Origin of the sequence: Aquabacterium sp., from assembly GCF_044226965.1 — a bacterium.
Classification (GTDB): domain Bacteria; phylum Pseudomonadota; class Gammaproteobacteria; order Burkholderiales; family Burkholderiaceae_C; genus Pseudaquabacterium.
Map to the genome: position 1 here is coordinate 1 of NZ_JBGAGA010000035.1, position 26179 is coordinate 26179.

General features: G+C 71.8%; 27 protein-coding genes and 1 riboswitch. Of the genes, 11 read left to right on the plus strand and 16 right to left on the minus strand.

The genetic code is table 11. The annotated features are described in order from the left end of the window. The 3 genes from ACILR4_RS16355 to ACILR4_RS16365 form a co-directional block, all read right to left on the minus strand. The coding region (locus ACILR4_RS16355) for a sulfite exporter TauE/SafE family protein (protein ID WP_395701920.1) at positions 1-333 on the minus strand (333 nt) is incomplete at its 3' end. A gap of 146 nt (positions 334-479) precedes the next feature. Further along, entirely contained in the window at positions 480-1412 is a 933-nt protein-coding gene (locus ACILR4_RS16360; protein WP_395701921.1) for a DMT family transporter, read from the minus strand. Positions 1413-1522: 110 nt separating this feature from the next. Further along, positions 1523-2275: a helix-turn-helix domain-containing protein gene (locus ACILR4_RS16365; RefSeq protein ID WP_395701922.1), complete on the minus strand. Its 753-nt coding sequence runs from the start codon at positions 2273-2275 to the stop codon at positions 1523-1525. Positions 2276-2336: 61 nt separating this feature from the next. Here ACILR4_RS16365 and ACILR4_RS16370 point away from each other — a divergent pair, with 61 nt between their 5' ends. The 4 genes from ACILR4_RS16370 (at position 2337) to ACILR4_RS16385 (ending at position 4015) form a co-directional block, all read left to right on the plus strand. Next, a complete protein-coding gene (locus ACILR4_RS16370; protein WP_395701923.1) occupies positions 2337-2729 on the plus strand; it encodes a nuclear transport factor 2 family protein in 393 nt (130 codons plus the stop codon). Then, entirely contained in the window at positions 2726-3133 is a 408-nt protein-coding gene (locus ACILR4_RS16375) for a DUF2177 family protein (protein WP_395701924.1), read from the plus strand. The genes ACILR4_RS16370 and ACILR4_RS16375 overlap by 4 nt, the downstream gene beginning before the upstream one ends. A 240-nt stretch (positions 3134-3373) precedes the next feature. Continuing rightward, positions 3374-3571 (plus strand): hypothetical protein, encoded by a 198-nt coding sequence (locus tag ACILR4_RS16380; protein WP_395701925.1) that lies wholly within the window; start codon positions 3374-3376, stop codon positions 3569-3571. A 72-nt stretch (positions 3572-3643) separates the two neighbouring features. Further along, the gene (locus ACILR4_RS16385; protein ID WP_395701926.1) at positions 3644-4015 is read left to right on the plus strand and encodes a hypothetical protein; all 372 of its coding nucleotides are present in this window, start codon (positions 3644-3646) and stop codon (positions 4013-4015) included. Between the two features lie 17 nt (positions 4016-4032). Here ACILR4_RS16385 and ACILR4_RS16390 read toward each other — a convergent pair whose 3' ends face one another. Continuing rightward, positions 4033-5613 (minus strand): methyl-accepting chemotaxis protein, encoded by a 1581-nt coding sequence (locus ACILR4_RS16390; protein ID WP_395701927.1) that lies wholly within the window; start codon positions 5611-5613, stop codon positions 4033-4035. A gap of 132 nt (positions 5614-5745) precedes the next feature. Here ACILR4_RS16390 and ACILR4_RS16395 point away from each other — a divergent pair, with 132 nt between their 5' ends. Further along, entirely contained in the window at positions 5746-6990 is a 1245-nt protein-coding gene (locus ACILR4_RS16395; protein WP_395701928.1) for an MFS transporter, read from the plus strand. Positions 6991-6999: 9 nt separating this feature from the next. On the opposite strand, the gene ACILR4_RS16400 is transcribed toward ACILR4_RS16395, so the two are convergent. Continuing rightward, on the minus strand, positions 7000-8148 hold the full coding sequence (locus ACILR4_RS16400) for an ATP-binding protein (RefSeq protein ID WP_395701929.1): 1149 nt from the start codon (positions 8146-8148) through the stop codon (positions 7000-7002). Between the two features lie 53 nt (positions 8149-8201). Beyond that, a riboswitch (Fluoride riboswitch) is annotated at positions 8202-8273 on the plus strand. A 60-nt stretch (positions 8274-8333) separates the two neighbouring features. Here ACILR4_RS16400 and crcB point away from each other — a divergent pair. The 3 genes from crcB to ACILR4_RS16415 all read left to right on the plus strand — a co-directional run bounded on the left by crcB (position 8334) and on the right by ACILR4_RS16415 (position 10748). Beyond that, positions 8334-8729, plus strand: coding sequence for a fluoride efflux transporter CrcB (gene crcB / locus ACILR4_RS16405; protein WP_395701930.1), 396 nt, complete (start codon positions 8334-8336; stop codon positions 8727-8729). Between the two features lie 2 nt (positions 8730-8731). Further along, positions 8732-9055: a DUF190 domain-containing protein gene (locus ACILR4_RS16410; protein ID WP_395701931.1), complete on the plus strand. Its 324-nt coding sequence runs from the start codon at positions 8732-8734 to the stop codon at positions 9053-9055. Between the two features lie 115 nt (positions 9056-9170). Further along, positions 9171-10748, plus strand: a complete 1578-nt coding sequence (locus ACILR4_RS16415) for an alkaline phosphatase D family protein (RefSeq protein ID WP_395701932.1) — start codon at positions 9171-9173, stop codon at positions 10746-10748. Here the strand turns inward: ACILR4_RS16415 and ACILR4_RS16420 are convergent. The 4 genes from ACILR4_RS16420 to ACILR4_RS16435 are packed head-to-tail and all read right to left on the minus strand — an operon-like array spanning position 10742 to position 13307. Further along, positions 10742-11737 (minus strand): TerC family protein, encoded by a 996-nt coding sequence (locus tag ACILR4_RS16420; RefSeq protein WP_395701933.1) that lies wholly within the window; start codon positions 11735-11737, stop codon positions 10742-10744. The two genes, ACILR4_RS16415 and ACILR4_RS16420, sit on opposite strands and share 7 nt — an antisense overlap. Positions 11738-11776: 39 nt before the next feature. After that, positions 11777-12169: a TerB family tellurite resistance protein gene (locus ACILR4_RS16425; RefSeq protein WP_395701934.1), complete on the minus strand. Its 393-nt coding sequence runs from the start codon at positions 12167-12169 to the stop codon at positions 11777-11779. A gap of 34 nt (positions 12170-12203) precedes the next feature. Next, the gene (locus ACILR4_RS16430) at positions 12204-12929 is read right to left on the minus strand and encodes a Bax inhibitor-1 family protein (RefSeq protein WP_395701935.1); all 726 of its coding nucleotides are present in this window, start codon (positions 12927-12929) and stop codon (positions 12204-12206) included. Positions 12930-12971: 42 nt separating this feature from the next. Further along, positions 12972-13307: an HPF/RaiA family ribosome-associated protein gene (locus tag ACILR4_RS16435; RefSeq protein WP_395701936.1), complete on the minus strand. Its 336-nt coding sequence runs from the start codon at positions 13305-13307 to the stop codon at positions 12972-12974. Between the two features lie 122 nt (positions 13308-13429). Here ACILR4_RS16435 and ACILR4_RS16440 point away from each other — a divergent pair, with 122 nt between their 5' ends. Beyond that, positions 13430-14323, plus strand: coding sequence for a LysR family transcriptional regulator (locus ACILR4_RS16440; RefSeq protein WP_395701937.1), 894 nt, complete (start codon positions 13430-13432; stop codon positions 14321-14323). Here the strand turns inward: ACILR4_RS16440 and ACILR4_RS16445 are convergent. From ACILR4_RS16445 to ACILR4_RS16465, 5 genes are read right to left on the minus strand one after another with little or no spacing between them, the layout of a single operon-like run. After that, the gene (locus ACILR4_RS16445; protein ID WP_395701938.1) at positions 14308-15468 is read right to left on the minus strand and encodes a galactosyldiacylglycerol synthase; all 1161 of its coding nucleotides are present in this window, start codon (positions 15466-15468) and stop codon (positions 14308-14310) included. The two genes, ACILR4_RS16440 and ACILR4_RS16445, sit on opposite strands and share 16 nt — an antisense overlap. After that, positions 15393-16412 carry an alpha/beta fold hydrolase gene (locus ACILR4_RS16450; protein ID WP_395701939.1) on the minus strand — a complete coding sequence of 340 codons (1020 nt, stop codon included), beginning with the start codon at positions 16410-16412 and terminating at the stop codon, positions 15393-15395. Before ACILR4_RS16450 ends, ACILR4_RS16445 begins: the two co-directional genes overlap by 76 nt. 30 nt (positions 16413-16442) lie before the next feature. After that, positions 16443-19541: an efflux RND transporter permease subunit gene (locus ACILR4_RS16455; RefSeq protein ID WP_395701940.1), complete on the minus strand. Its 3099-nt coding sequence runs from the start codon at positions 19539-19541 to the stop codon at positions 16443-16445. Further along, positions 19541-20671, minus strand: coding sequence for an efflux RND transporter periplasmic adaptor subunit (locus ACILR4_RS16460; RefSeq protein WP_395701941.1), 1131 nt, complete (start codon positions 20669-20671; stop codon positions 19541-19543). Before ACILR4_RS16460 ends, ACILR4_RS16455 begins: the two co-directional genes overlap by 1 nt. Continuing rightward, positions 20668-22137, minus strand: a complete 1470-nt coding sequence (locus ACILR4_RS16465; RefSeq protein ID WP_395701942.1) for an efflux transporter outer membrane subunit — start codon at positions 22135-22137, stop codon at positions 20668-20670. The genes ACILR4_RS16460 and ACILR4_RS16465 overlap by 4 nt, the downstream gene beginning before the upstream one ends. An 82-nt stretch (positions 22138-22219) precedes the next feature. Between ACILR4_RS16465 and ACILR4_RS16470 the strand changes: the two genes are divergently transcribed. Continuing rightward, complete coding sequence (locus ACILR4_RS16470) at positions 22220-22879, plus strand: TetR/AcrR family transcriptional regulator (RefSeq protein WP_395701943.1); 660 nt, start codon at positions 22220-22222, stop codon at positions 22877-22879. Here the strand turns inward: ACILR4_RS16470 and ACILR4_RS16475 are convergent. Continuing rightward, positions 22861-24408 carry an ATP-binding protein gene (locus ACILR4_RS16475; protein ID WP_395701944.1) on the minus strand — a complete coding sequence of 516 codons (1548 nt, stop codon included), beginning with the start codon at positions 24406-24408 and terminating at the stop codon, positions 22861-22863. The genes ACILR4_RS16470 and ACILR4_RS16475 overlap by 19 nt on opposite strands. 281 nt (positions 24409-24689) lie before the next feature. On the opposite strand from ACILR4_RS16475, the gene ACILR4_RS16480 reads away from it, so the two are divergent. Continuing rightward, positions 24690-25253, plus strand: a complete 564-nt coding sequence (locus tag ACILR4_RS16480) for a cytochrome b (RefSeq protein ID WP_395701945.1) — start codon at positions 24690-24692, stop codon at positions 25251-25253. 17 nt (positions 25254-25270) lie between these two features. Here the strand turns inward: ACILR4_RS16480 and asd are convergent, their stop codons facing one another. Continuing rightward, positions 25271-26155 (minus strand): archaetidylserine decarboxylase, encoded by an 885-nt coding sequence (asd, locus tag ACILR4_RS16485; protein WP_395701946.1) that lies wholly within the window; start codon positions 26153-26155, stop codon positions 25271-25273. Positions 26156-26179 lie beyond the last annotated feature (24 nt).

Sequence of the window (26179 nt, forward strand, 5' to 3'; positions counted from 1 at the left end):
CGGGCAGAACACCACCAGGATGCCGCCGATCAGCGCCTTGAACAGCTTCGGGTCGACCACCTTCACCAGCAGCACGCCCAGCGGAATGCCCAGCAGCCCGCCGACGAGGAACGGCGCCAGCACCGCCAGCTGAGGCTTGCGCCGGCTGGCCACGGCCGCGACGATCTGGCCGGTGAGGCCGCCGAACACCGCCATCACCGGCGCGATGCGCGGGTCCACGCCCCAGACCCAGATCGACATCGCGACCATGCTGAACGCGAAGCCCGAGAGCCCCTGCACGAAACCGGCGACGGCGGCGCCGGTGATCAACAACAGCAGGGCATCGAAGGGCATGGGCATGGCGCGGAAAAGCTGCCCATTCTGCCGCCGGGGAGCAACTGGTTCGTACCCGCCCAAGCAGCCGCCGCGGAACCGGCTCCGCCGGGCCGCTGGCGGCGCCCCCTGGGGGAAGCGCCGCAGGCGCTCCGGGGGGAACCAAGTCAGCAGCCGACGCGACGCGCCGCGCGCAGCTCGGTCCAGATCACCACGGCCAGCCCGGCCAGCACCATCAGCAGGCCGGCGAAGGCGCTGGGCCGCGGTTGCTCGCCCACCACCACGATGGCCAGCACGAAGGCGGTGATCGGCTCGCCCAGCGCCAGCGTCACCGCGGTGCTGGCGGCGATGTGGCGCTGCGCGTGGCTGAACAGCAGGTACGAGACGCCGGTGGCCACCACGCCCAGGTACAGCAGCACGGCCGTGCCGCCGGCGCCGGTGCTGCCCAGGTGCAGCGGCCCGGCGATCAGCAGCGCCAGCGGCGCCGCAATCAGCGCCGCGGTGCCGAACACCGCGCAAGTGGCCACCGCCGGCGCGGCCTGGTTGACCAGGCGCTTGTTCACCAGCACATAGGCCGCGTAGCTGAAGCCGGCCGCCAGGCACAGCACGATGCCTTGCGGCCGCACCTGCAGACCGCCCTCGGCCACGCCGACCAGCAAGGCGCCGCCAGCCACCGCCAGCACCGTGCCGCACCACCAGGGCAGCGCCGGCGCGCGGCGGCTGACCCAGGTGTCCAGCAAGCCGGCCCAGATCGGCCCGCTGCCGATGGCCACCGCGGTGCCCACCGCAATGCCGCTGCTCTTCACCCCGGCAAAGAAGGCCAGGTTGTAGGCCGCCATGCACGAGCCGCCCAGCAGCACCGCCGGCCACGACAGGCGCGCGGCGCTGGCGCGCCAGGTCACGCCCCGCACGCGCAGCAGCAGCAGGAAGAACAGCCCGGCCACGACCAGCCGCAGCGCCCCGACCCAGTAGGCCGAGAGCCCCGCCGGCGCCAGGCTCTGCGCGGTGCCGGTGGTGCCCCACAGCAGCGCGGCCAGCAGCGCCATCAGCACGCCGACCGACGGGTGGGTGGCGGGGCGCGCAGCGGTGCTCGCGGGCATGACGGCAGGAGGGCTGGCAGCAGAGGACATGGGCCGCGAGCGTAGCCGCGACGCGGGCGCGCCGTCTTGACCGGGCCGACGCCGGTTTTGACCGCCCCTGCCGGCGCCCGCTACGGCCCGGCCCCGCGCGCCGCGCGGCGCAGCGCCGCCGGCGTCTGGCCCCAGCGCCGGCGCATCGCGCGCGTCAGGGCGGACTGCTCGGAATAGCCGCAGCGCAGCGCGATCTCGGCGATCGGCAGCGCGCCGTGGCGCAGCAGCGCGGTGGCCGCTTCGAGCCGCAGCTCGGCCAGGCATTCGGCCGGGCCCTGCTGCCGCAGGTGGCGAAACGCATCGTGCAGCTGGCGCGCCGAGCAGCCCAGCGCGGCGGCCAGGCTGTCCACCCGCCAGGACTCGGCGAGGCGCTGCTGCATCAACGCCAGCGCCTGCTGCACCAGCGCGCTGCCGGCCGGTGCGGGCGGCCCGGCGCGCTCGCGCACCGCCTCGCTCAGCAGCGCGCCGGCATGGCGCTGCACATCCGGCGGCAAGCTGCTGCGCGCGGCCAGCGACTGCACGTAGGCCAGCAGGTGCGACAGCCCACCATCGAGCGCGAAGAAGCGGCCGGTGGCCAGCTCGCAATCGAAGTCGAGCACGACGAAGCGGTTCGGCCCGCTGGCATCGAAGTCATGCGCCAGGCCGGCGGGGATCAGCACGCCCTGGCCGCTGCGCACCTCGCCCTGCTGCCCGCCCATCACCAGCTGCATCGAACCGTGCAGCGGCAGCACCGCCTGCGCATGGGCGTGGGCATGCACGCCGCCCTCGTCGTGGTAGCTGCGAACGGTGAAGCGCGGGCCCGGCAAGGGTGGGCGCGGTGTCGGCAGGGACATGGGTGGGGATGTTAGGCGCACTGCAGAATCGGCCGGCCATTCACATCGACAGAGGCCACCCATGCCCAGCCCCGACACGCTCGAGCGCTTCATCGCGATGGTCGAAGCCAACGACCACGTGCAGGCCGTGCTCGACTTCTACACCGAGCAGTCCACCATGCAGGAGAACCAGGGCACGCCGCGCGTCGGCCGCGAGGCGCATGCCAACAACGAGCGCCGCGTGATGGCCAAGGCGCGGGACGTCCGCTCCCGCTGCGTGCGGCCGGTGCTGGTGAACGGCGACCATGTGGTGATCCGCTGGATCTTCCGCTTCGACTGGCCGGACGGCACGGTCACGCACATGGAGGAGCTGGCCTGGCAGCGCTGGGCGGGCGAGCGCATTGCCGAGGAGACCTTCTTCTACGACCCGGCGCAGATGAAGCCGCGGCCCGCTTCCGAGGTGCCGCAGGCATGAGCCCGGCGCTGACCCCCTGGGCGGCCTATGGCGCGATGCTGCTGACCATCGGCCTGCTCGATGCCGTGTGGCTGGGCTGGCTGGCGCGCGGGCTGTACCAGCGCGAGATCGGCGCGCTGCTCAGCGGCCAGGTGCAGGCGCTGCCGGCCCTGCTGTTCTACCTGGGCTACCCCGCCGGCCTGTGGTGGCTGGCGCTGACGCCGCGGCCCGACAGCTGGACCCAGGCCGCGTGGCGCTGCGCGCTGCTCGGGCTGATCGCCTACGGCACCTACGACTTCACCAACCTGGCGACGCTCAAGGGCTGGTCCTGGCGCATCGCCTTGGTCGACACCGGCTGGGGCATCGCGGTCAGCCTGGCGGCCGGCAGCGCGGCCTGGTGGGTGACGAACAAGGCCAGCGCGTGAAGTGATGTAAAGCCCGGCTGTCGCTGTGCGCGGGCGCACCGCGACGGGCGTTGCGGAAGGACAGGCGCTGCAGGGCTTGCGGCGCGCAAAGGCCTCTGATGAAGTCCCTCCGCACACGTCGTACTTTCTCGTTGCTGCTCGGCGGCGCCTTGCTGCTGCCGCTGGCCGCCTGCGTGGTGGTGCCGGCCGATCGCTATGGCTACGGCTATGGCGACGTGGTGATCCGCACCGCCCGGCGAGGTGGTCGAGACCGTGCCGGTGTCGCCAGGCCCGGCCTACTTCTGGATCGGCGGCTACTGGAACTGGGTGGGCAGCCGGCATGTCTGGGTCGGCGGCCACTGGCAGGCCTCGCGCCCCGGCTACGGCTGGGTGCCGCACCGCTGGTACCGCGACGGCGCCGGCTGGCGCGCCGCGCCGGGCCACTGGCAGCGCCGCTAGCACTTGAACTGACCGGTCATTCCGGCGCTCATCGCGGCGCCGGCACGGCGGCCACCTGCCTAGAGTGGCGCAATGGACAGCCTCGCCCCTGCCAATGCCCCGCCCGGCCCCGCCGGTCGCCCCGAGCTGGGCTGGCTGCGCCCCGGTGAACACGGCAGCCCGGCCGAGGTGGTGGCCCGCATCGGCAGCATCTGCCAGGGCATTCCCAACCTGTTCTGCGCGATGCTGGCGGTGCTGGGCACGCACCAGGGCCTGCCCAAGGGCATCGTGGCCGCGGCGATCAAGCAGTTCCGCCGCGACCTCGACGACCTGACGCGCGAGGACACCGAATCGCTGCTGATCGCCATCTGGAATGGTGGCCAGCAGGGCTTCGACGCGGTGCTGCGCTCGCGCCGCCGCAGCGAGCGCAAGGCCGCGTCGCTGCCCTGGGCTGCGAGCGACTGAAGTCCGCTGCGGCCCGCTCAGGCCGACACGGCCTGGCCTGCAGTCGAGGCCACCTTGAACACCGCCACCGCCTCGACGAGCGAGCCCGCCTGCTGCTTCAGGCTTTCCGCAGCGGCCGCGCTCTCTTCGACCAATGCGGCATTCTGCTGCGTCACCTGGTCCATCTGCGACACCGCCTGACCGACCTGGCCCACGCCTGCGCTCTGCTCCTGGTTCGCAGCACTGATCTCGCCGACGATGTCGCTGACGCGGCGGATCGCACCGACGATCTCCTGCATGGTGTGCCCGGCCTGGTCGACCAGCGCGCTGCCCTGCTGCACCTGCTCCACGCTGTGGGTGATCAAGGACTTGATCTCGCGCGCCGCGCCGGCCGAGCGTTGCGCCAGTGCCCGAACCTCGGCCGCCACCACCGCGAAGCCGCGGCCTTGCTCACCGGCACGCGCGGCCTCCACCGCGGCATTCAGCGCCAGGATGTTGGTCTGGAACGCGATGCCGTCGATCACGCCGATGATGTCGGCGATCTTCTGCGAGCTCTGGTCGATGCCCTTCATCGTCTCAACGACCTGGTCGACCACGCTGCCGCCCTCGGACGCCACCTGGCAGGCGCCCTGGGCCAGTTGGCTGGCCCGTGCCGCGCTGTCGGCGTTGTGCCGCACGGTCGTGCCCAGCTGCTCCATCGTGGCAGCCGTCTGCTGCAAGGCGCTGGCCTGCTCTTCGGTGCGCTGGCTCAGGTCCTGGTTGCCCTGCGCGATCTGCGAACTCGCGGTGGCCACGCTTTCGGCATTCGAGCGCACGCGGCTCACCATGTCGGCCAACGCGCGCTGCATGCGGGCCATCGCGGCGGTCACGCTGCGATCATCGCCGGGCCGCACCACGATCGGCGTGGCCAGGTCGGCGTCGGCAATCGCAGTGGCCACGCGCAGGACCTCGGCCGGCTCGCCACCGAGTTCGCGCGTCAAGCCGCGCACCATGCGCCAGGCCAGCGTACCGGCGACGAGGAGACCCAGGAGCGAGGCCGCGAGCAGGGCGTTGCGCCCCTGCCGGTAGTCCCGCTTGGCTTCCGCGTAGCCTTCGGCATTGCTGCGGGTCTGGGCCTCCAGGTTCGCATCGATCGCCTCCTGCCAAGCGGTGGTGGCCGGGCCGGCCTGGTCCAGCAGCAGGGCAGTGGCCTCGGCACGCTGGCTTTGCTGGACCAGCGCGAGCACCTTGTCATTGAGCGGGCGGACCTTGTCGCGGGCGCCGTCGATGGCCGCCCGCATCGCACGCGCGGCCTCGTTCGGCACAAACCTCTCGAGCTCGGCACGCGCCTTGTCATAGGCGGCGCGCGCCGCGACGATCTTCTGTTGCTCGACCCCTCGACGCTGCTCGTCTTCCAGCAGCGCGATCGAGCGGATCACACGCGAGACCACATGCACCTGCTCCAACATGTCGCCCAGCAGTGTGGTCTTGACGTTGTTGACGGTCACGACACGATCGAGCTGTTCCTCGAGGTCGGCCATCTTCAGCAGCGCGAAGCCGCTTGTCAGCGTCAGGATGGCCACCAGGGCGCCAAACGACAGGTACAGGCGCGTGGACAGGCGCAGCGTTCGATTCTTCATGGCAAGGCTCGTTGGCAGGTGGGTGACCGGGGGCAAGAGCCGGCTCGTACCGTGTGATTCGGCAAAAATGAGCACTGCTTGAGGCACGACCCCACACCGGCTCGGCCACGCCGTGATGAAGCTCACCACCGCATGAAGCTGCCCATGCTGTCCCTGCTACCCCCCGGCGCCAATGCCCGCGCCCGCCCGCTGCTGCTGGCGCGCGGGCTGCGCGCGTTCGCCGACGGCTACATGGCCGTGCTGCTGCCGGCCTACCTGCTGGCCATCGGGCTGGGCACGCTGGAGGTGGGCATCCTCAGCACGACGACGATGGTCGGTTCGGCCGTCGCCACGCTGGCGGTGGGCGCCTGGGGCCATCGCTTCGGCCAGGCCGGGCTGCTGCGGGGCGCCGCGCTGCTGATGGCCGCCACCGGCCTGTGCTTTGCCGCCGCGCCGGGCTTCTGGCCGCTGATGCTGGTGGCCTTCGTCGGCACGCTGAACCCGAGTTCGGGCGATGTCAGCGTGTTCCTGCCGCTGGAACATGCGCAGCTGGCCGGCGCCGCCGAGGGCCCGGCGCGTACCGCACTGTTTGCGCGTTACAGCCTGGCCGGCGCGCTGCTGGCCTCGGTGGGCGCGCTGGCCGCGGCGCTGCCCGATGCGCTGGTGCGCGGCACCGGCATCGATCGCCTGAGCGCGCTGCGCGCGATGTTCATCGGCTACGGCGCGGTCGGGCTGCTGGTGTTCTGGCTCTACCGCCGGCCGCCCGGCAGCAGCGCCGCGGCGGCCGAGGCGGCGCCGTCGCCGCTGGGCCCCTCGCGCGGCGTGGTGTGGCGCCTGGCCGCGCTGTTCAGCGTCGACGCCTTTGCCGGCGGCATGGTGGTCAACGCGCTGATGTCGCTGTGGCTGCTGCAGCGCTTCGGCCTGTCGCTGGCGCAGGCCGGGCTGTTCTTCTTCTGGACCGGCCTGCTCGGGGCCGCCTCGCAGCTGGCCGCGCCGAAGGTGGCCGCGCGCTTCGGGCTGCTGAACACGATGGTGTTCACGCACATCCCGGCCAACCTCTGCCTGGTGCTGGCCGCGCTGGCGCCCGGCCTGCCGCTGGCGCTGGCGCTGCTGTTCGTGCGCGCGGCGCTGTCGCAGATGGACGTGCCCACCCGCTCGGCCTTCGTGATGGCGGTGGTGACGCCGGCCGAGCGCGCCGCCGCCGCCAGCTTCACCGCGGTGCCGCGCAGCCTGGCCGCCGCGCTGAGCCCCACGCTCGCCGCCGCCTGGCTGGCCGCCGGCTGGCTGGCCGCGCCGCTGGTGGGCTGCGGGCTGCTGAAGATTGCCTACGACCTGGCACTGTGGCGGGCGATGCGCCGGCACGAGGCTGGCGCGGCGCCCCGCCGGCCAGCCACCTAACGCGCAAGATCAGCGTCTCGGCAAGCGCAGTTCCGCGCGCAGCCCCCCCTTGGGCCGGTTGCTCAGCAGCAGCCGCCCCTGCTGGCGCTGCAGCAGCTCGCGGGCGATGTACAGGCCCAGGCCGGTGCCGCCGGTGTGGCGGTTGCGCGAGGCGTCCACCCGGTAGAACGGCCGGAACACGCGCTCCAGCTCCTCCGGCGGAATGCCCGGGCCGGCATCGTCGATCGTGATGCAGAGCTCGTCGCCCATCTGCGCCACCCGCACCTCGGCACGCTCGCCGTAGCGCAGCGCATTGCCGATCAGGTTGGCCACCACGCGGCGCAGCGCGGCCGGCTGCGCCTTCGTCACCGCCGGCGTGCCCGGCGCCATCGTCACCGGCCGGCCCTGCTCGGCCAGATCGTCGACCAGCGACTGCACCAGCGCGGCCACGTCCACCGGCTTGGCGGCCTCTGCGTCGCCCGGCCCCTGCGGGCGGAACACCTCGAGCACGGTGTCGATCAGCTCGTTCATCTCGCGCACGTCGGCCACCGCGCGCTGCTGCTGCCCGGCCGCGGCGGGCATCTCCTCGAGCCGCATGCGCAGGCGCGTCAGCGGCGTGCGCAGGTCGTGCGAGATGGCCGCGATCATCAACCCGCGCGACTGGAACTGCTCGCGCAGCTCGCGCGCCATGGTGTTGAACACGCGGGCCGCGTCGCGCACCTCGCGCACGCCGCGCTGCTCGTCCAGCAGCGGCAGCGGCCCGCTGCCGCCCAGCGCGCCGCCCAGATGCTGCGAGGCCTGCACCAGCTGGCGCATCGGTCGCGCCAGCCAGCGCGAGCCCCACCAGGCCGCCAGCGCGATGATGACGAAGCGGATGCCGTAGTCCAGCGCCAGCACCATTGGCGGCAGGCCCGGCCTGCCGGTATGCAGCCCGCCTGCAGGCGGCCCGCCGGGCGCGTCGGTCGCGCCGGGCGCCACCGCCCGCGGTCCCGGCCCGCCGCCGGGCAGGCCCGGCGTGGGCGGCAACGAAGGCAGCGTCGGCAGGCCCGCCGGCCCCGGACCACCCGGGTCGAACACCACCAGCCGAACGACCGCAAAGGCCGCCAGGTGGCTGACCACCAGCGCGCCCCACATCAGCAGCAGCAGGCGCCGGGACAAGGTGTCGGTGAACCATCGCATGGCGGCACCTTACACCGCGCGTCGCAGGGCGGCGCCGCTGGCGCGTGCTACAGTTTTTGGCAGGAGATGGCATTCCTCCTTGAACCGCCGGCATCGACAGGCCGGCTGATGATGCCTACGGACTGTCCCCGGGAAGGACGCGTAGGTGCCTGCGTCCCCCCGATGTCATCGCAGAAAGGACGCATGTGCTTCCCGTCATCGCCATCAGCATCGGTGCCGCGCTCGGCGCGCTGCTGCGCTGGGTGCTCGGCAACCAGCTCAACACCCTCTTCCCCTCGCTGCCCCCCGGCACGCTCGCCGCCAACCTGCTGGGCGGCTACCTCATCGGCGTCGCGATGGCCTTCTTCACCAGCCATCCGGGCCTGCCGCCCGAGTGGCGGCTGTTCGCCATCACCGGCTTCCTCGGCGGGCTCACCACCTTCTCGACCTTCTCGGCCGAGGTGGTCACCCAGCTGATGGCGGGCCGTGTGGCCTGGGCGCTGACCACGGTGGCGGTGCACGTCACCGGCAGCGTCATGATGACGTTGCTGGGCATCGGCACCGTCGCGCTGCTGCGCCAGCTGCGCTCCGCAGGAGTCTGACCATGCAAGGCTTCCAGATCACGTTCTTCACCGTCGAGGGCCGGCGCCACGGCCGCCAGCCGATGGGCCACTGGCTGATCGAGACGGCAAAGTCGCTCGGCATCGCGGGCGCCACGATGACCGTCGGCGTGGAGGGCATCGGCCGCAACGGCCGGCTGCACGCGGCGCACTTCTTCGAGCTGGCCGACCAGCCGGTGGAGGTGACGCTGGCCACGGACGCCGCGCAGTGCGAGCAGCTTTTCGCGCTGCTCGAGCGCGAGCAGGCCAACCTGTTCTACGTGAAGACGCCGGTGGAGTTCGGCGTCGTCGGCGCGCCGAAGGGCTGAGGGCGGGCGGGCGCCGGGCGGCCGGCGGGCGGCGGGCGGGCCGGGCGCCTGACACGCGCGCGTCATCCGCGCTGCGCAGCATCCACGGCTTCGTCGAACTTCAAGGTTTCCCGCCATGCCGCTGCTGCTGCCCCGCCGCCACCTGCTGATCGCCGGCGCCGCCGGTGGCCTGGGCTCCGTGCTCGCGCACGCCCAGGCGCCCGCCGTGATCACCCGCGATGCCGCCCGCCCCGGCTTTCCGTCCGGCGTGCAAAGCGGCGACGTGCTGGCCGACCGCGGCATCGTCTGGTCGCGCAGCGACCGGCCCGCGCGGATGTGGGTCGAGTGGTCGACCAGCGCCGCGTTCACGAACCTGCGCCGCGTGCGCGGCCCGCATGCGCTGGAAGCCACTGACCACACCGCGCGCCTCGACCTCACCGGGCTGCCGGCCGGCCAGGACATCTTCTACCGCGTGCAGTGGGAAGACCTGGCGGGCGGCGTCCTATCAGAATCGATGAGCGGCCACTTCCGCACCGCGCCGGCGAAGGCGGGCGACGTCCGCTTCACCTGGAGCGGCGACACCGCCGGCCAGGGCTGGGGCATCAACGAAGACTTCGGCGGCATGAAGATCTACGAGGCGATGCGCCAGCGCAACCCCGACTTCTTCATCCACAGCGGCGACACCATCTATGCCGACGGGCCCATCGCCGCCGAGGTCAAGCTCGCCGACGGCACGCTGTGGCGCAACCTCGTCACCGAGGAGAAAAGCAAGGTCGCCGAGACGCTGAAGGAGTTCCGCGGCGCCTACCGCTACAACCAGCTCGACGCGCCGCTGCGCCGCTTCAACAGCGAGGTGATGCAGCTGTGGCAGTGGGACGACCACGAGGTGATGAACAACTGGTCGTCGTCCAAGGACCTGAGTGGCGACAAGCGCTACACCGAGAAGAGCGTGCCGCTGCTGGTGGCCCGCGCCAGCCGCGCGTTCCTGGAGAACGCGCCGATGCGCTGGCATGCGCAGCAGGAGGAGGAGCGCGTGTACCGCCGCATCGGCTGGGGCCCGCTGCTGGACGTGTTCATGCTCGACATGCGCAGCTACCGCGGTGCCAACAGCCACAACCGGCAGACGGCGCCCGATGCCGACACGCCCTTCCTCGGCGCGGAGCAGCTGGCCTGGCTGCAGCGCGAGCTGAAGGCCAGCCGCGCGTTGTGGAAGGTGATTGCCGCCGACATGCCGATCGGCCTGCTGGTGGCCGATGGCCAGGACGCGCAAGGCCGCCCCAAGTTCGAGGCGGTGGCCAACGGCGACGGCCCGGTGCTGGGCCACGAGTTCGAGATCGCGCAGCTGCTGTCCTTCATCAAGCGCCAGCGCGTGCGCAACACCGTGTGGCTGACCGCCGACGTGCACTACACCGCCGCGCACCACTACCACCCGAGCCACGCGCAGTTCCACGACTTCGAGCCGTTCTGGGAATTCGTCAGCGGCCCGCTGCATGCCGGCACCTTCGGCCCCAACGCGCTGGACGACACCTTCGGCCCGAAGGTCGAGTTCGTGAAGGCACCGCCCGCCGGCCAGGTCAACCTGCCGCCCAGCGCCGGCATGCAGTTCTTCGGCGAGGTGCAGATCGAGGGCAGGACCGGCGCGATGACCGTGCACCTGCGCGACCTCGCCGGCACCTCGCTGTGGCACACCACGCTGGCGCCGCAGCGCTACTGAGCGGCCACCGCAGGCCGGGCGCGCTGGCGCGTCTTCCACAGCGAGACGATGACGCCGCCGGCGATCAGGCCGAAGGTGACCGACAGCGACAGCAGCGGCGGGAACTTGCCGACGAAGCCGACCAGGAAGATCTTCGCGCCGATGAACACCAGCACCAGCGCCAGCGCGTACTTCAGGTAGTGGAAGCGGTCGATCATCGCGGCCAGCGCGAAGTACAGCGCGCGCAGGCCGAGGATGGCGAAGATGTTGCTGGTGTAGACGATGAACGGGTCGGTGGTGATCGCGAAGATGGCCGGCACCGAATCCACCGCGAACACCAGGTCCACCGCCTCGACCAGGCACAGCGCCAGGAACAGCGGCGTCGCGCGGCGCACCAGCCGGCCGGTGGCCGGATCGGCGTCGCGCACGAAGAACGCGCTGCCGCGCAGTTCAGGCGTTACCGACAGGTGGCGCCGCAGCCACTTCAGCAGCGGGTTGTTCGCGATGTCGGGCTGGTGCTCGGCCATCAGCCACATCTTGATGCCGGTGAACACCAGGAACGCGCCGAAGAGGTACAGCACCCACGAGAAGCCGGACACCAGCGCCGCGCCCACGCCGATCAGCAGCCCGCGCAGCACGATCACGCCGAGGATGCCCCAGAACAGCACGCGGTGCTGATGCTGCGGCGGGATGGCGAAGTAGCCGAAGATCAGCGCGATCACGAACACGTTGTCCATCGACAGCGACTTCTCGATCAGGAAGCCGGTGAAGTAGTCGATGCCGCTGCCGGACCCCTTCATCCACCAGACCCAGGCCCCGAAGGCCAGCGCCGCCCCGATGTAGCCGGCCGACAGCAGCAGGCTTTCGCCGATGCCGATGGCGCGTTCATCCTTGTGCAGCACGCCCAGGTCGAACGCCAGCAGCGCCACGACGAGCGCGGCGAAGGCCAGCCAGAACCAGGTGGGAGTGCCCAGCAGGTCGGCCTGCAGGAACGGTGCGAGGGTGTCCATGGGGATGTGCGGGTGGGTTCGTGATCGCCAGCGCCGGACTCAGCCGCCGCTCGCGCGCCACTGCGTGCTGGCGTGGGTGAGCAGCACCTGCTCGCCGTCGCTCAGGTGGTGGTCAGCGTCGGCCACCTGGCGGCACAGCGCCAGCACGCGCTGGCGCAGCGCCGGGTCGTCGATCTCGGCCATCAGCTGCGTCAGCGCCTGGGGCCCCACCTTGCAGGCCTGCGACCATTCCAGGCTGGCGCCGTGCAGCAGGTCTTCGCACAGCTCGACCAGCACCGCCTGCAGGCGGTCGGGCGGCAGGCCCAGCGTTTCGCAGCCGCCGCTGCGGCGCAGCACGTCGAGCTCGGCGGGGCTGAGGTGGCCGTCGGCCAGCATCGTCAGCGCGACGATGCGGGCAGCGGCTTCAGGGCTGTTGACGGGATAGTTGCGCATGGGCGGCTCCTGGTGTGTGTCGGGGGGGTGGTGATCACTCGTTGCTGCCGCCGATGCCGAACAGCGCGAGCAGGCTCGAGAACAGGTTGAAGATCGAGACGTACAGGCCCACGGCGGCCATCACGTAGTTGGTTTCGCCGCCGTGCACGACGCGGCTGGTCTCGACCAGGATCATTCCGGCGGCCAGCAGCGCCACCATCGCGCTCACGGCCAGCGCCAGTGCCGGGATCTGCAGGAACGCCGCGGCCAGGCCGGCGACCAGCGCCACCACCAGGCCCGCGAACAGCATGCCGCCCCAGGCGCTGAAGTCGCGCCGGCTGTTCAGCGCCCAGGCCGACAGCGCCAGCGTGGCCAGACCGGTGGCACCCAGCGCCAGGGCCACCGCCTGGGCGCCGCCGGGCCAGGCCAGCGTCCGGGCGATGGACGGGCCGATCGCATAGCCCATGAAGCCGGTGAACAGGAACACCGCCGGCAGCGCCCAGGCGGAGTTGCGCACCGCATGCACCAGGAACAGCAGGCCGAAGCTGCCGGCCAGCGACAGCAGCAGCCCCGGCGCCGGCCACTGCAGCGCCACGCCGAGCGCGGCCATGCCGGCCGAGAACAGCAGCGTCAGCGCCAGCAGCGCATAGGCATTGCGCAGCACGCGCGTGGTGGCGACGCTGCGCAGCGGCACGCCGGCGGCGCCTTCGCCCAGGCCGGCGGGCAGCGCCACGGCCAGCGCGGTGCTGCGGTCCGAAGGGTGGGATGAACGGGATTCCATGGCAATGGCTCCTGAGCGTTGGGTTCGGAAAATCAAGCTTGGTCAGCGCGGCGGCACGAGCCGCGCCGTCGCGGGCTGGCCGCGGTGGCGCTGCCACCAGCGCAGCAGCGCACGCGCGGCACGCGCCAGCGCCGCGTCGAGCGCCTCGCGCCACTGGCTGGCCAGGGCGCTGACCACCAGCGGCTCGCCGGACGGGCGCTGCAGCTCGATGCAGCAGCGCTTGTCCACGCCGCCGCGCGGGCCGTTGATGTCTTCCAGGTGCACGCGCGCACGCGGCACCAGCCACTGCAGGCGGCGCAGCACGAACCGGGTGCGCCGGACGGCCACGCCGCGCAGCGCCAGGGCCTCGGCACCGCGGGCTTCGAACAGCACTTGCATCGCAAACCTCCATCGGGTGGGTGGGGAACGGTCGCCACGATAGGACCTCGAACACTTCCAAAAAAGCAGAGAATGGCTGAATCTGACTTCGGCAAAACCTGACTATTGAACGAGGCCATGGCATGAACCAGCGCTTCAACTACCGGCACCTGTACTACTTCTGGGTGGTGGCCCGCGAAGGCGGCATCGCGCGGGCCGCCGCGCGGCTGGAGATGGCGGTGCAGACCGTGAGCGCCCAGGTGCGCGAGCTCGAGCGCGCGCTGGGCCAGCAGCTGTTGAAGCCGGCCGGCCGCGGCCTGGCCCTCACCGAGGCGGGACAGGCCGCGCTGCGGCAGGCCGACCAGATCTTCCAGCTGGGCGAGCAGCTGCCCGAGCTGGTGAAGCGCTCGGCCGCGGTCGGCGCCGGCCTGCGCCTGCAGGTGGGCCTGACCGATGGCCTGCCGAAGCTGGTGGTGCGGCAGCTGATGGCGCCGGTGCTGCAGGTGCCGGACCTGCGCCTGGTGTGCCATGTCGACGAGTTCGACGACCTGCTGGCCGACCTGGCGCTGCACCGGCTGGACGTGGTGCTGGCCGACCGCGGGCCGCCGCCCAATCCGAACCTGCGGCTGTACGGCCATGCGCTGGGCAGCTCGCCGATCGCCTGGTACGCGCCCACCGCGCTGGCCGGCGCCGCGCAGCGCGGGTTCCCCGCGTCACTGGCCCAGGTGCCGGTGGTGCTGCCCTCGCACCATGCGGCGGTGCGCCTGCGCATCGACCAGTGGTTCGAGCGCCACGAGCTGCACCCGCGGGTGGTGGGCGAGTTCGAGGACAGCGCGCTGCTGAAGACCTTTGCCGCCGCCGGCCTGGGCGTGTTCCCGGCCGCCGCCAGCGTGCAGGACGAGCTGGTGCGGCACTACCGCGTGCGCTGCATCGGCCCCTGCGAAGGCGTGCAGGAACACTACTTCGCGATCGGCACCGAACGCCGCGTGCAGCATCCGCTGGTGCAGCGCCTGCTCGGCCTTCAGGCCGCGGCGTGAAGTCGCAGGGCCGCCAGGTGGTCCGCCAGGTGCTCGACCACCTCGAAAACCGCCCGGTTGCGCAGCATGGCGACCCGCGCCCGGTAGTGCGGCAGCTGCTCGACCAGCGCCTGCACCGCCGGCGCCACGCGGCCAAAGCCCGGCAGCACCAGGCCCAGGCCGTGCTGCCGCACCCAATCGGTGTTAGGCCGCTCCTGCGGCAGGGTCCAGCGGTTGCGCACGGTGATCACCGGGAGGCCGCAGTGCACCGCTTCGCTCAAGGCGCCGGGACCGGGCTTGCCGATGAAGTAGTCGGCCAGGCGCAGGTAGCGCGGCACCTCGGGGGTGAAGCCCAGCACCAGCCGCGGCGCGCGGGCGGGCTCGGCGCGCAGTGCGGCGGCCAGCGCCTCGTTGTGGCCGCACATCAGGATCAGCGGCCGGTCGACCAGCCGGCGCGCGATGTCGCGCATCACGCGCGGCCCCTGGCCGCCGAACATCACCACGCCCACCGGCGCATCGGGTGGCAGGCCCAAGGCCACACGCTCAGCCACGCGCTCGGCCGCGCGGTCGCCCACAGGGTCTGGCGGTGGCAGCGCGTAGAACGCCGGGCGCAGCACCATGCCGGAGACCTGGTGCAGCCGCTGCCGCGGCACGCCGGCCGCGAGGGCCTGCGCCAGGGCCTGCGGCGTGCCGCAGACGAGGTGCTGCGGCACGTCGGGCTCGATCCAGAAACGCGGCGGCAGGTCGGCCAGGTCGGTCATCACGGTGACGAAGGGCACGCCCGGCAGCGTGCTCGCCACGCTCTCGGCCAGCACGCGGTTGAAGTTCGGCACCACCGACACCACCAGGTCCGGCTCGGTCTGCGCCCAATGCCGCTGCAGCGCCTTGAGCATCGGCGCATGGCCGAGCCGGATCATCGCCTGCAGCAGCTTCAGCTCCTGCGCCATGCCCAGGGTCCAGCCGCGCTTCAGGCGCCGGTTGTACAGGTCCTCCGGTGCCATGCCGGTCAGGCGCTCGAAGCGTCCCTGCGGGTCGAGCAGTTCCACCAGGTTCAGCAGGTCCACCTGCCACGGCCGCTGCTGCTCGGCGATCAGCGCCTGCAGCGCAAGCGCCGCGGCGCGGTGGCCGCCGCCGGCGTTGAAGTAGAGCAGCGCGATGCGGGCCATCGGCCGCGATGCTCGGGTGCCGCGATGACCGGGGCATGACAGCCATGCGCCGGGCTCGCGGGCCGCATCGCCTCGTTCAGCACCTGGGCAGGCACGTCCGGCCTTTCCAGAACGATGAAATGACCGGCGCCGGGTACTTCGACAAAGCCGGCCGTCGGCAGGAGTTGCTGATTGGCTTGCCGGTCCGATGGCCTTGACCAGTCCTTCTCTCCATAGATGAGATGGACCGGTGCGCTGACCTCGGGATACCGGGACCGCGCCGCGATCAGGCTGGGCAGGTTGCCGTACACCGCACGCGCGACGACCGGATAGCCGGGGCGGCGTCCGACCCTCAGCAACTCGTCGAGGTAGTCGTCGTGCAGGGCGGCCTTGTCGCCCAGGCCCCCGCGCAGCACGGCACGCATGATGGGCCTGGGTTCGACGGCGGCGATCGTCGGCCCGATGCCCGGCGCCAGCGCGCCGGTCACGACGAATCGGGCCAGCAGGCTCGAGCGGGCGATCCCGCCTGCGTAGTCATACGCGTTGATCGCCACGACACGGCGCACCCGCTCGGGCAGATCGGCCGCCGTCGTGAGGGCGAGCGTCGCGCCCATCGACTCGCCCAGCAGCGTCACGTCGCGCAGGTCGAGTCGGGTGACGAGGCTCTTCACCGCCGCACGCATCGCCGGCTCGTCGTACGAAGCCCCGGGGACGATCTGCGAGTGGCCCATGCCGGGCAGGTCGAGCGCGTACACCGTGTAGCGCTCCCGGACCAGCGGGATCAGGTGGCGGAAGTGCTCGGCCTGCGTGCGCACGGTGTGCAACAGGACCAAGGGCGCACCCGCTCCACCTGCGAGGTAGCGCAGGCGACCGTGGCCTCGGGGTTCGTGGCCGAACGGGTCAAGAAAATGCGCCGTCATGCCGGGGATCCGAATGCCGGATTGCGAAGGGGTGCTTGCAGACAAGCTCGGTCTCCTCGGGGATGGAGGGCGGTCTCAATGGCCTGCGGGTATCGCCGTGGCCGCCAGCGGCGCAGCGGTCGATGCCGGCGCCGGGCCGTCGCGCCGTACGCGGAACCACGCGGCATACAACGCGGGGACGAACACCAGCGTGAGCGCCGTCGCCACCACGAGTCCGCCCATGATGGAGATGGCCATCGGGCCCCAGAAGACGCTGCGGGTGAGCGGAATCATCGCCAGCACGGCCGGACGCGAGCGCCGCACGGTGGCGTCGACGATGGCGGTCCAGGGCGCGACGCCGCGTCCGATGTCCTGGTCGATCTGGTCGACCAGGATGATCGCGTTGCGCATGATCATGCCGCCCAGCGCGATCACGCCCAGCAGCGCGACGAAGCCGAACGGCGCCTGGAAGATCAGCAGCGCTGGCACGACGCCGATGATCGCCAGCGGCCCGGTCATGAACACCATGAACAGGCGCGAGAAGCTCTGCAGCTGGATCATCAGCAGCGTCAGCGTCACGGCGAACATCGCCGGGAAGACGGCGAACAGCGCCTCGTTGGCCTTGTCGCTTTCCTCGATCGCGCCCCCGTTCTCGATGCGGTAGCCCGGCGGCAGGGCGTCCACGATCGGCTGCAGTGACGGCCGGATCTGCGTGGTCGCATAAGGCCCCTGCACGCCGTCGGCCAGGTCGCTGCGCACCGTGAGCGCCATGTCGCGGTTGCGCCGCCACAGCACGGGCTCCTCGAAGCTCGGCTCGATGCGTGCGACCTGGGACAGCGGCACGGTGACGCCGCTGCGCGTGAAGACCTGCAGGTCACCGAGCCGGCCGATGCCCTGGCGCTCGTCGGGCGTGGCCCGCACGACGACGTCGACGAGTTCCTCGCCGCGGCGGATCTGCGTCACCGGTGCGCCGTCCAGCGTGGTCTGCACCAGGCCCTGGATGTCCGCGCTGGTCAGGCCGAGCAGGCGCGCCTTGTCCTGGTCCACGTGAACCCGCACGGAGCGGACCTGCTCGTTCCAGTCCAGCTGGGTGTCGCGCACCAGCGGGCTCTGGCGCACGATGTCGCGCACCTGGTAGGCGATCTCGCGGACCTTGGCCTTGTCGGGGCCGATGACACGGAACTGCACCGGAAACCCCACCGGCGGCCCGAACTCCAGCCGCTGCACGCGCGCCCGGAGGTCGGGAAAGTCTTCGTCCCTGTCGAACAGCGTCATCAGGCGGGCGCGCACGCGTTCGCGCTGCTCGATGCCCGCTGTCTTGATGACGAACTGCGCGAAGCCGGGATTGGGCAGTTCGGGCTGGATCGACAGGTAGAAGCGTGGCGTGCCGGCGCCGGTGTAGGCGGTGAAGAACTCGATCTCGGGGTCCTTCGCGAGGCGGTCCTCGACCCGCTTGACCTGGGTCGCGGTGGCGGCGAAGGACGCGCCCTCGCGCAGGCGCAGGTCGATCAGCAGTTCGGGCCGCGAAGCGGTGGGGAAGAACTGCTGCTGCACCTTCAGCATGCCGGCGCCCGCGATGCCGAACACCAGCACCGTGGTGACCAGCACCCAGGTCCGGTGCTGCACCGCGCCGTCGACGATGCGGCGCAGCCAGTGGTAGACCGGCCGGTCATACACGTCGTGCTGCGTGCCCGCCGACAGATGCTTGGGCAGCAGCATCACGCCCAGGTAGGGCGTGAAGACCACCGCCACGACCCACGACAGGATCAGCGCCACCCCGACGACCCAGAAAATGCCGCCGGCGTACTGGCCCGCGATCGATTTGGCGAAGCCCACCGGCATGAAGCCGGCGGCCGTGACCAGCGTGCCGGTCAGCATCGGGAAGGCGGTCGAGGTGTAGGCGTAGGTGGCCGCGCGCAGGCGGTCCCAGCCCTCCTCCAGCTTCACCACCATCATCTCCACCGCGATGATGGCGTCGTCCACCAGCAGGCCCAGCGCGATGATCAGCGCCCCCAGCGAGATGCGGTCCAGCGCCCAGCCTGCGGCGTACATCACAGTGGCCACCAGCGCCAGCACCAGCGGCACCGACGCGGCCACGACGATGCCGGTGCGCCAGCCCAGGAACAGGAAGGACACCGCCAGCACGATGGCCAGCGCTTCGAGGAACGAGCGCTCGAATTCCCAGACCGACTCCGCCACCACGCGCGGCTGGTCGGCGTACTGCTGCACCTCCACGCCTGCCGGCAACTCCTGCCGCACCTGCGCGAGCCGCTGCGCCAGGGCGTGCCCGAACGCCAGCACGTTGCCGTTGGATTGCATGGTCACGCCGATAGCCAGCACCGGCACGCCGTTGTGGCGGACCGTGAAACTGGGGGGATCCTCATACCCGGCGCGCACCGTCGCGATGTCCGCCAGGCGCAGCAGCTGGCCGCCCACTTCGAGCGTTACGTCGGCCACGTCCGCGGCGCTGCGCAGCCGGCCGTCCACGCGCACCTGCACGCGGTCGTGCGGGGCATCGGCCGATCCCGCCGGTGCCACCAGGTTCTGGCGCGCGAGCGCCTCGAACACCGCGCCGGGCGCGATGCCCAGCGCAGCCAGCCGCCGCGTGGACAGCTCGACGTACACGCGCTCGGCCTGCTTGCCCAGCACGTCGACCTTGGCCGCGCCGGGCACGCTCTGGAAGCGCAGCTTCACCGCTTCGGCAAGGTCCACGAGCTCGGCCATCGACAGCTCGGGGGCGCTCAGGGCATAGAGCACGCTGTAGCGGTCGTTGTACTCGTCGTTGAAGAACGGCCCGCGCACGCCCTCGGGGAACTCCTGGCGCACGTCGCCGATCTTCTTGCGCGCCTGGTACCAGGCGCCCTCCAGCTCCGCCTTGCTGCTGCCGCCCTTCATCCACAGCGTGATGCCGCCGTAGCCCTGGCGCGCAAAGCTGCGCACGTACTCGAAATGGTCCAGCTCCTGCAGCCGGCGCTCGATGCGGTTGAGCACCTGGTCCTGCACGTCCTGCACGTCCTGCGCGGTCGCGCCGGGCCAGACGACGATGGCCGTCATCTGCGGCACATCGAAGCTCGGGTCCTCCAGCCGGCCCAGTCGGCTGAAGGACAGCACACCGACGACCAGCGTCGCGATGATGAGGAACAGCACCATGGGCCGGTGCGTGACCGCCCATTCGGAGACGTTGAAGCGCTTCATCAGCTGCTCCTGGCGACGCTGACCGGCGCGGCGTCGGGGGCGCGCTCGATGGGGCGCACGGCCAGCCGGGCATCGAGCTTCTGGGCGCCGACGCTCACGACGCGGCTGCCGGCCGCGAGGCCGGTGACCTGGACCGTGGCGTCGTCCTGCAAGATCACCTGGACCGGCGTGAACACCAGGCCGGAACCCTGGGCGTTCAGCGTCCAGACGCCCGCCGGCCCGCTGCCCTTGACCAGCGCGCTGACGGGCAGCGACACCGTCGCGGGCCCCGCGGGGGGCGCCGACAGGCTCAGCTGCATCGTGCTGCCCAGCGGCAGCGCCGCGACCCGGGCGCGCGATTCGGCGGTGGCCGCATAACGTGCGCGATAGGTGCGGCCCTGCGCGCTGGCCTGCGGCGACAGCTCACGCAGCGTGAGCCGGACCTTGGCCTGCGGGTCCTGCCAGGGCGCCGCGGTGGCGCCGAGGCTGCGGGCGCGACCCACCCAGTCTTCCGGCAGGTCGACCACCACCTCGTGGTCGCCCTCGCGCGCCAGCGAGAGCACCGGCTGCCCTTCCGGCACCACCTGCCCCCGCTCGAAGCGCAGGGCCGTCACCACGCCGGCGTAGGGCGCCACCAGCGCGGCATAGGCCTCGCGGTTGCGCGCCAGCGCCAGCTGCCGCCGGGCCTGGTCCCATCGGGCGGCCGCGGCGTCGGCGCGGGCCTTCTGGCGTTCATGGTCGGCCGCCCCGACCGAGCCGTCGGCCAGCAGGCGGCGCAAGCGCGCTTCGTCGGACGCCGCCTGCTGCGCGTCCACGCCGGCGGCCTGCACCTGGTCGGCGGCGGCCTGCACGGCCAGCTGGTAGTCGGCCGGGTCCAGGCGGGCCAGCACCTGGCCGGCCTGGACCCGATCACCGACCTCCACCAGCCGTTCGACGACCTTGCCGCCGGTGCGGAAGGCGAGCTCGCTTTCCACACGGGCGCGCACTGCCGACGTGAAGCTGCGGGTCTGCGTCGACGCGGCGGGCGCCACGGTCGTCACGAAGACCGGCTTCACGACCGCGGCGGGGGCCGGCGGTGCGCTGCAGCCGGTCATCAACAGGCTCGCGGCGGCAAGGCTCGTGAGCGAGAGGGTGGGGAGGATCCTGTTCACTGGGAAGTCCTTGCGGCGAGATGAGATCGGGCGGGTGCGAAGCCCCCGCCCAGGGCCTTGTAGAGCTGCACGTCGGCCAGCGCCTGCTGCAGGCGGCTGTCCGACAGGGCCAGTTCGCTGGCGAGCACGGAGCGCTGCACGTCCAGCAGCACCAGCAGGTCGATCTGTCCTTCGCGCTGCAGCGATTCGGCGCGCTGCAGCGAGCGCTGACGGTGCCGGACGGTCAGCGCCAGCGCTGCGTTGCGCTCGGCTTCCTGCGAGCGCAGGAGCAGGCTGTCCTCGACCTCCTGGACCGCCACCAGCACCGCCTTCTGCCAGGCCAGCAAGGCCTCGTCGGCGCGCGCGGACTGCGCCCGGACGGCGGCATCGATGCGACCGGCGTTGAAGACCGGCGTGGCAAAGGCCAGTGCGACGTTGGCGAAGTGAGCCGGCGCGAGATCCAGCGCGTTCAGCCGCAAGTCCTCGCGGCCCAGCAGCGCGCTCCAGAACAGCTTGGGCCACCACTGGGCGCGCGCTTCTGCGCTGCGCAGCGCTTCGGCGCCCACGCGCGCCTCCGCGGCGACGAGATCGGGGCGGCGCCGCAGCAGTTCGCTGGGTTGGCCTGCCGCGATGGCCCGCGTCGCCGGCCAGGCGAAAGCGGTGTCCGCTTCGACGACGGGCGTCGATGGATTGCGGCCCAGCAGCACGGCCAGCCTTGTTTGCGTGGTGCCGGCCAGCAGCCGCAGCGCGGGCATCTGGGCATCCAGCGCATCCGCCTCGGCACGCGCGCGGTCCAGGTCGAAGGCGCTGGCCTGGCCTTCGCGCAGGCGACTCTCCACCCGCACCGCGGTCTGACGCTGGGCGGCTGCCAGGGCCTGCACGATGCGCAGCCGTTCTTCCGCACTGCGCAGCACGAAGTACTGCCGCGCCACTTCGCTGGCCACCAGCAGGCGGGCCCCCTGCACACCCGCGGCCGCGGCAGCGGCATCGGCCTGCGCTGCATCGCGCGCCGCGCGGACACCGCCGGCCAGGTCGATCTCCCAGGCGACCTCCACGCCGGCGCGCAGCGCACGCAGGTCGGGCATGCCTTGCTTGACCGCTTCGGGCACCCCGCTCTGGCTGCGCGACGCGCCAGCCTGCAGGCCCACCGTGGGCCACAGCCGGGAGGCTTGCGCATCGGCCCCCGCGCGCGCCTGCCCGACACGCTGCAGCGCGATGGCCACATCCTGGTTGGCCGACAAGGCTTGCGTGACCAGCCGCGCCAGCGTGGCGTCGCCAAAGCCGTTCCACCAGGCCTCGTCGAGGGCCGGCGCCGCCGCAACGGCAGGGCCCGCGTTCGAGAAGGCGGCTGCCAGCGGCAGGGACGGGGATGGCGACTGAAGCGACGGGGTCGAACAGGCGGACAGGATCGACATCGCCAGCAAGGCCGCTGCAGGGCGGCTGGACCCGATGCCGAGCTCGAGGCTGCGGCGCAGTGCAGGCATCATGGCAATGGCTTCATTTAATGGACTCATCTGTCCAGTAAGTGTAAGGACATATACTGGACTGTCAAGTACACCAACTGAAGCGATGGCACAGCAAGACGACGAACTCGCGCCCGCGCCGCCGCCGCCACGTCGCGGCCGCCCGCGCGACCCCGAGCGCTGCCGGCGCATCATCGAAGCGGCGCGCAAGCACTTCTACGCACACGGGCTGGAGCGCGCCAGCGTGGACGCCATCGCGTCGGAAGCGGGCGTCTCGAAGATGACCATCTACAGCCACTTCGGCTCGAAGGAGGGGCTGTTCGAGGCGATCATCGAGGAGCGCACCGAGCGCGTGCTGGGGGGCGCGGCCGGTGTCGAGGCCATGGATCCGCTGCAGCCGCGCAAGGCCTTGCTGGCGGTGGGCGAGCAGTTCCTGGCGCTCACGCGCGAGGAGCACACGCTCGGCAAGTTCCGCTCGCTGTACGGCGCCGCCGGTGCGCAGCCCGAGGCTTGCCGGGCGTTCTACCGGCAGGGTGCCGAGCGGCTCACCGGCGAACTGGCCGCCTACCTGCGCCGTGCGAACGACGCCGGAACGCTGAAGGTGACCCACCCCCGGCTGGCGGCCGACCTGTTCCTGGCGATGTTCCTCGGCGACGGCCACATCCGCGGGCTGCTGATGCTGGAGATGCCCGACGCGCGCGCGAACAAGGCCCTCCTGCGCGAGGCCGTGCGCGTGTTCATGGCGGGCTACGAGGTCGCGGGCTGAATCGCCGCTGGCGGCTCCCTGGTGACAGTTGCGGCGGGCAGCACCAGCGTGAATCGAGACCCTTCGCCCGGCCGGCTTTGCACCTCGATGCGGCCCCCCATCAGTTCCGCCAGCTGCTGCGACACGGCCAGGCCCAGGCCCACGCCGCGCACCGGCGTGTGCTCGGCGCCCAGGCGCTGGAACGGCTTGAACAGCTGCTGCAGCTGCGCGTCGGACAGGCCACGCCCGCTGTCCTGCACGTGCAGGCAGCGCATGCCCTCGGCATCGGTGCCGATCGACACCGCGATCGTCGGGCCCGGTCGTCCGTACTTGATGGCGTTGGAGAGCAGGTTCATCGCGATCTGGCGGGTGCGCGCGGGATCCGCCTGCGCGAGCCGAAGACTCACGGGCGCCCCGCAGAACTGGACCGTCAGCTGCGCCTTGTGCGCCTCGTGGGACAGCGCCTCGATCGCGCCTTGCGCGACGGCCTGCAGGTCGACCACTTCGCTGGCGATGGCCATGCCGCCGGACTCCGCGGCCGCGATGTCCAGCAGATCCTCGCTCAGCGCCAGCATGTGGCCGCCACTGTCGACGATCTGGTCCAGCCAGCGCCGCTGCTGCGGCGGCAGGACCGCTTCGTGCTGGAGCAGCTGGCCGAAGCCCAGGATGGCGTTGAGGGGCGTTCGCAGCTCATGGCTCGCGCGGGACAGCAGCGCCGTCTTGTGGCGACTGGCCGATTCGGCCACCTGCGCCCGGATGCGCGCCTCCTCGAGCGTGCGCCGCCAGGTGATGTCGTGGGCCGTGCCGCGCAGGCCGACGATCTGCCCGTTCGCCTGGCGCAGGGCCTCGCCGCGCGCTTCGATCCAGTGCTGGGAACCGTCGGGATGCCGGAAGGCCAGCTCCAGCTCGTAGGGCGTACCGTCGGCCAGGGTGCGCGCCACCGCGCCCTGCAGCAGCTGCCAGCTCTCGGGCACGTAGAGGGCCGCCTGGGCAGCGTAGGGGGGCGCCGGCTGGCCGGGATCCAGGCCAAAGATGCGGCAGAGCTCGGCGGACCAGGTGACCCGGTCCCCGTCGAACAGCCACTCCCAGCTGCCGATCTGGCCGACCCGCTGCGCTTCGCGCAGGCCGGCAGCGCGCCGCCGCACCGTGAGGGCCGCCCGCGCCGTGCGCCGCCGGGCCGCCCGCAGCCTGTCCTGCGCCAGCTTCAGCGGGGAGACGTCGGTCACGTAGGCGATGAAGCCCGCCACCTGTCCGTCCTGCCAGTCCGGGAGGTAGTGGGCCAGGCTGCGCTTCACGCCCGCAGGTCCGGGGACATCGCGCTCGAACTGCTGCTCGCGGCCCGCCAGCGCGCCCCGCACGAAGGGCTCGTTCTTCGCGAACAGTTCGGGCCCCAGCAGCTGCGGCAGCGTGCGGCCGATCAGGTCGCCCGGCTCCACGCCGAACCAGTCGCGGTAGGCCCGGTTGGCATAGCGGCACCGCAGCTCGCGGTCCCAGTAGGCCAGCATCGACGGGATGTGGTCCGCCATGCGGTGCAGAAGATCCAGTGACATCGGACATGGCCCCCAAGGGCCTGAGATGCCGCGGCGCATCGTTCTTCAAGCGGGATGCTGGCCGGCGTAGTCCTCCCCGTGATCGCCAGGGCCGAAGGGCACGCCCGAAGGACGAAGCCCTGGCCCTGTCAACACGATGCACGCTGACGCCGCCACAAGCTTGAGCTGGCGCAATCCAGCGCGTGCGGCGGGTTGGCGATTTCCATCACCGCGATATTCCGCGGCCGGTGCCCGCCCGGCATTGGCCACAATGCACACGCATGGCCTACCCTGGAGCCGACATGACACAGCCCGCATCCACCACCCACTACGACCCCGCCAGCCGCGCGCTGCACTGGGTCACGGCCCTCGTCGTGCTGGTGGCCTTCATCCTCGGGCCGGAACACTTCGGCCGCCTGATGCGCAACGGGCTAGATCCGGCCACGCGCAGCGACATCGTCTGGCACGAGACGCTGGGCGTGCTGGTGTTCGTCCTGACCGCGCTGCGGCTGGTCTGGGCGGCCCTGCGCCCGTCGCCGCCGCAGTTCCCGATGGCGCCCTGGATGGCCTTCGCCGCCAAGGCGCTGCACCTGGCCCTGTGGGCGCTGCTGCTGCTGCTGCCGGTGACCGCGCTGCTGGCCCTGGGCAGCGAGGACCATCCGCTCACGCTGCTGGGCGGCTTTCGCATCGACCACATGCCGCCGATCGCGCAGTCCCCGATCGCCCGGCTGGCCGACTGGGGCGACGTGCACCAGGTGCTCGGTGACGCCATCATCTGGCTGGCCGGCCTGCATGCCGCGGCGGCCGTGTTCCACCACGTCGTGCTGAAGGACGGCGTGCTGCGCGGGATGCTGGGCGTGCGCTGAGCGGCCTGCCCGACGCTTCAGCCTGGCAGCCGCATCAGGCGCTGCCCCATGCGCACGCGCCGGCCGGTCGTCACGCCTTCGCACAGCGTGAAGCCGCGCGGGGCGAAGACGATGATCGTCGAGCCATGCTGGAACCAGCCCATCTCGTCGCCCTTGGCATGGCGCGCATCGGTGGCGATGCGGTCCGGCCCGCGGTAGCGCGGGTGCAGCAGCGTGCCCAGCGCATGCAGCTTCAGGCTGGCCACCAGGATGGCGGCCACCGGCACCAGCATCAGCACCGGCTCGCCGGGCACCTGCAGCGTGCAAGGCAATAGCGCGCGCTCGTTGCGGCAGAACAGGCGCTCGATGCGCTGCAGCGCGATCGGGTTGACGTTCCAGGTGTCGCCGGCGATGTAGGTCACCTCGTCCAGCCGCAGCGCGTGCGGCGCGTGGAAGCGGTGGTACATCGCCGAGGTCAGCCGCAGCGTGACATAGCTGCCGTCGCGGTAGTGTTCGGCCCAGTGTGCAGCCTCCGGGCCGCCGCCGAACAGTTCCTGCAGCGTGTACGGAAAGCCCTTGGCCTGGAACACCTGCGTGCCCTGCACCGCGCCGCAGGCGCCGACGATGGCGTCGCAGGGGCTGGCCAGCAGCGCAGGATCGGGCTCGATCGGGCGTGCGCCGGGCTTCAGCTCGCGCGTGAAGCATTCCTGCAGGCTGTTGAAGCGCTGCTGCTTCGCCTCGCCCAGGTCCAGATCCGTGAACAGGCGCCAGACCCGGATCGACAGCGCCGCGAGCCACGGGCTGCGCAGGCCGCTGTACCAGCCCATCGCCCGTGTCAGCAGCGCGCGCGGCACGCGGTTGGTGAGCAGGAAGTTCAGGTCCTCCTGCAGCAACAGGCGGTCGCGCAGGGCTTGCAGTTTCATCAACATGTCAACGCTTTCTTCTAG

Excerpts from the sequence above, each read along its gene's own strand:
- ACILR4_RS16360 (WP_395701921.1), bottom strand. The coding sequence starts at position 1,412 with ATGCCCGCGAGCACCGCTGCGCGCCCCGCCACCCACCCGTCGGTCGGC.
- ACILR4_RS16365 (WP_395701922.1), bottom strand. The coding sequence starts at position 2,275 with ATGTCCCTGCCGACACCGCGCCCACCCTTGCCGGGCCCGCGCTTCACC.
- ACILR4_RS16370 (WP_395701923.1), top strand. The coding sequence starts at position 2,337 with ATGCCCAGCCCCGACACGCTCGAGCGCTTCATCGCGATGGTCGAAGCC.
- ACILR4_RS16375 (WP_395701924.1), top strand. The coding sequence starts at position 2,726 with ATGAGCCCGGCGCTGACCCCCTGGGCGGCCTATGGCGCGATGCTGCTG.
- ACILR4_RS16385 (WP_395701926.1), top strand. The coding sequence starts at position 3,644 with ATGGACAGCCTCGCCCCTGCCAATGCCCCGCCCGGCCCCGCCGGTCGC.
- ACILR4_RS16390 (WP_395701927.1), bottom strand. The coding sequence starts at position 5,613 with ATGAAGAATCGAACGCTGCGCCTGTCCACGCGCCTGTACCTGTCGTTT.
- ACILR4_RS16395 (WP_395701928.1), top strand. The coding sequence starts at position 5,746 with ATGAAGCTGCCCATGCTGTCCCTGCTACCCCCCGGCGCCAATGCCCGC.
- ACILR4_RS16400 (WP_395701929.1), bottom strand. The coding sequence starts at position 8,148 with ATGCGATGGTTCACCGACACCTTGTCCCGGCGCCTGCTGCTGCTGATG.
- ACILR4_RS16410 (WP_395701931.1), top strand. The coding sequence starts at position 8,732 with ATGCAAGGCTTCCAGATCACGTTCTTCACCGTCGAGGGCCGGCGCCAC.
- ACILR4_RS16415 (WP_395701932.1), top strand. The coding sequence starts at position 9,171 with ATGCCGCTGCTGCTGCCCCGCCGCCACCTGCTGATCGCCGGCGCCGCC.
- ACILR4_RS16420 (WP_395701933.1), bottom strand. The coding sequence starts at position 11,737 with ATGGACACCCTCGCACCGTTCCTGCAGGCCGACCTGCTGGGCACTCCC.
- ACILR4_RS16425 (WP_395701934.1), bottom strand. The coding sequence starts at position 12,169 with ATGCGCAACTATCCCGTCAACAGCCCTGAAGCCGCTGCCCGCATCGTC.
- ACILR4_RS16430 (WP_395701935.1), bottom strand. The coding sequence starts at position 12,929 with ATGGAATCCCGTTCATCCCACCCTTCGGACCGCAGCACCGCGCTGGCC.
- ACILR4_RS16435 (WP_395701936.1), bottom strand. The coding sequence starts at position 13,307 with ATGCAAGTGCTGTTCGAAGCCCGCGGTGCCGAGGCCCTGGCGCTGCGC.
- ACILR4_RS16440 (WP_395701937.1), top strand. The coding sequence starts at position 13,430 with ATGAACCAGCGCTTCAACTACCGGCACCTGTACTACTTCTGGGTGGTG.
- ACILR4_RS16445 (WP_395701938.1), bottom strand. The coding sequence starts at position 15,468 with ATGGCCCGCATCGCGCTGCTCTACTTCAACGCCGGCGGCGGCCACCGC.
- ACILR4_RS16455 (WP_395701940.1), bottom strand. The coding sequence starts at position 19,541 with ATGAAGCGCTTCAACGTCTCCGAATGGGCGGTCACGCACCGGCCCATG.
- ACILR4_RS16465 (WP_395701942.1), bottom strand. The coding sequence starts at position 22,137 with ATGATGCCTGCACTGCGCCGCAGCCTCGAGCTCGGCATCGGGTCCAGC.
- ACILR4_RS16470 (WP_395701943.1), top strand. The coding sequence starts at position 22,220 with ATGGCACAGCAAGACGACGAACTCGCGCCCGCGCCGCCGCCGCCACGT.
- ACILR4_RS16475 (WP_395701944.1), bottom strand. The coding sequence starts at position 24,408 with ATGTCACTGGATCTTCTGCACCGCATGGCGGACCACATCCCGTCGATG.
- ACILR4_RS16480 (WP_395701945.1), top strand. The coding sequence starts at position 24,690 with ATGACACAGCCCGCATCCACCACCCACTACGACCCCGCCAGCCGCGCG.
- asd (WP_395701946.1), bottom strand. The coding sequence starts at position 26,155 with ATGAAACTGCAAGCCCTGCGCGACCGCCTGTTGCTGCAGGAGGACCTG.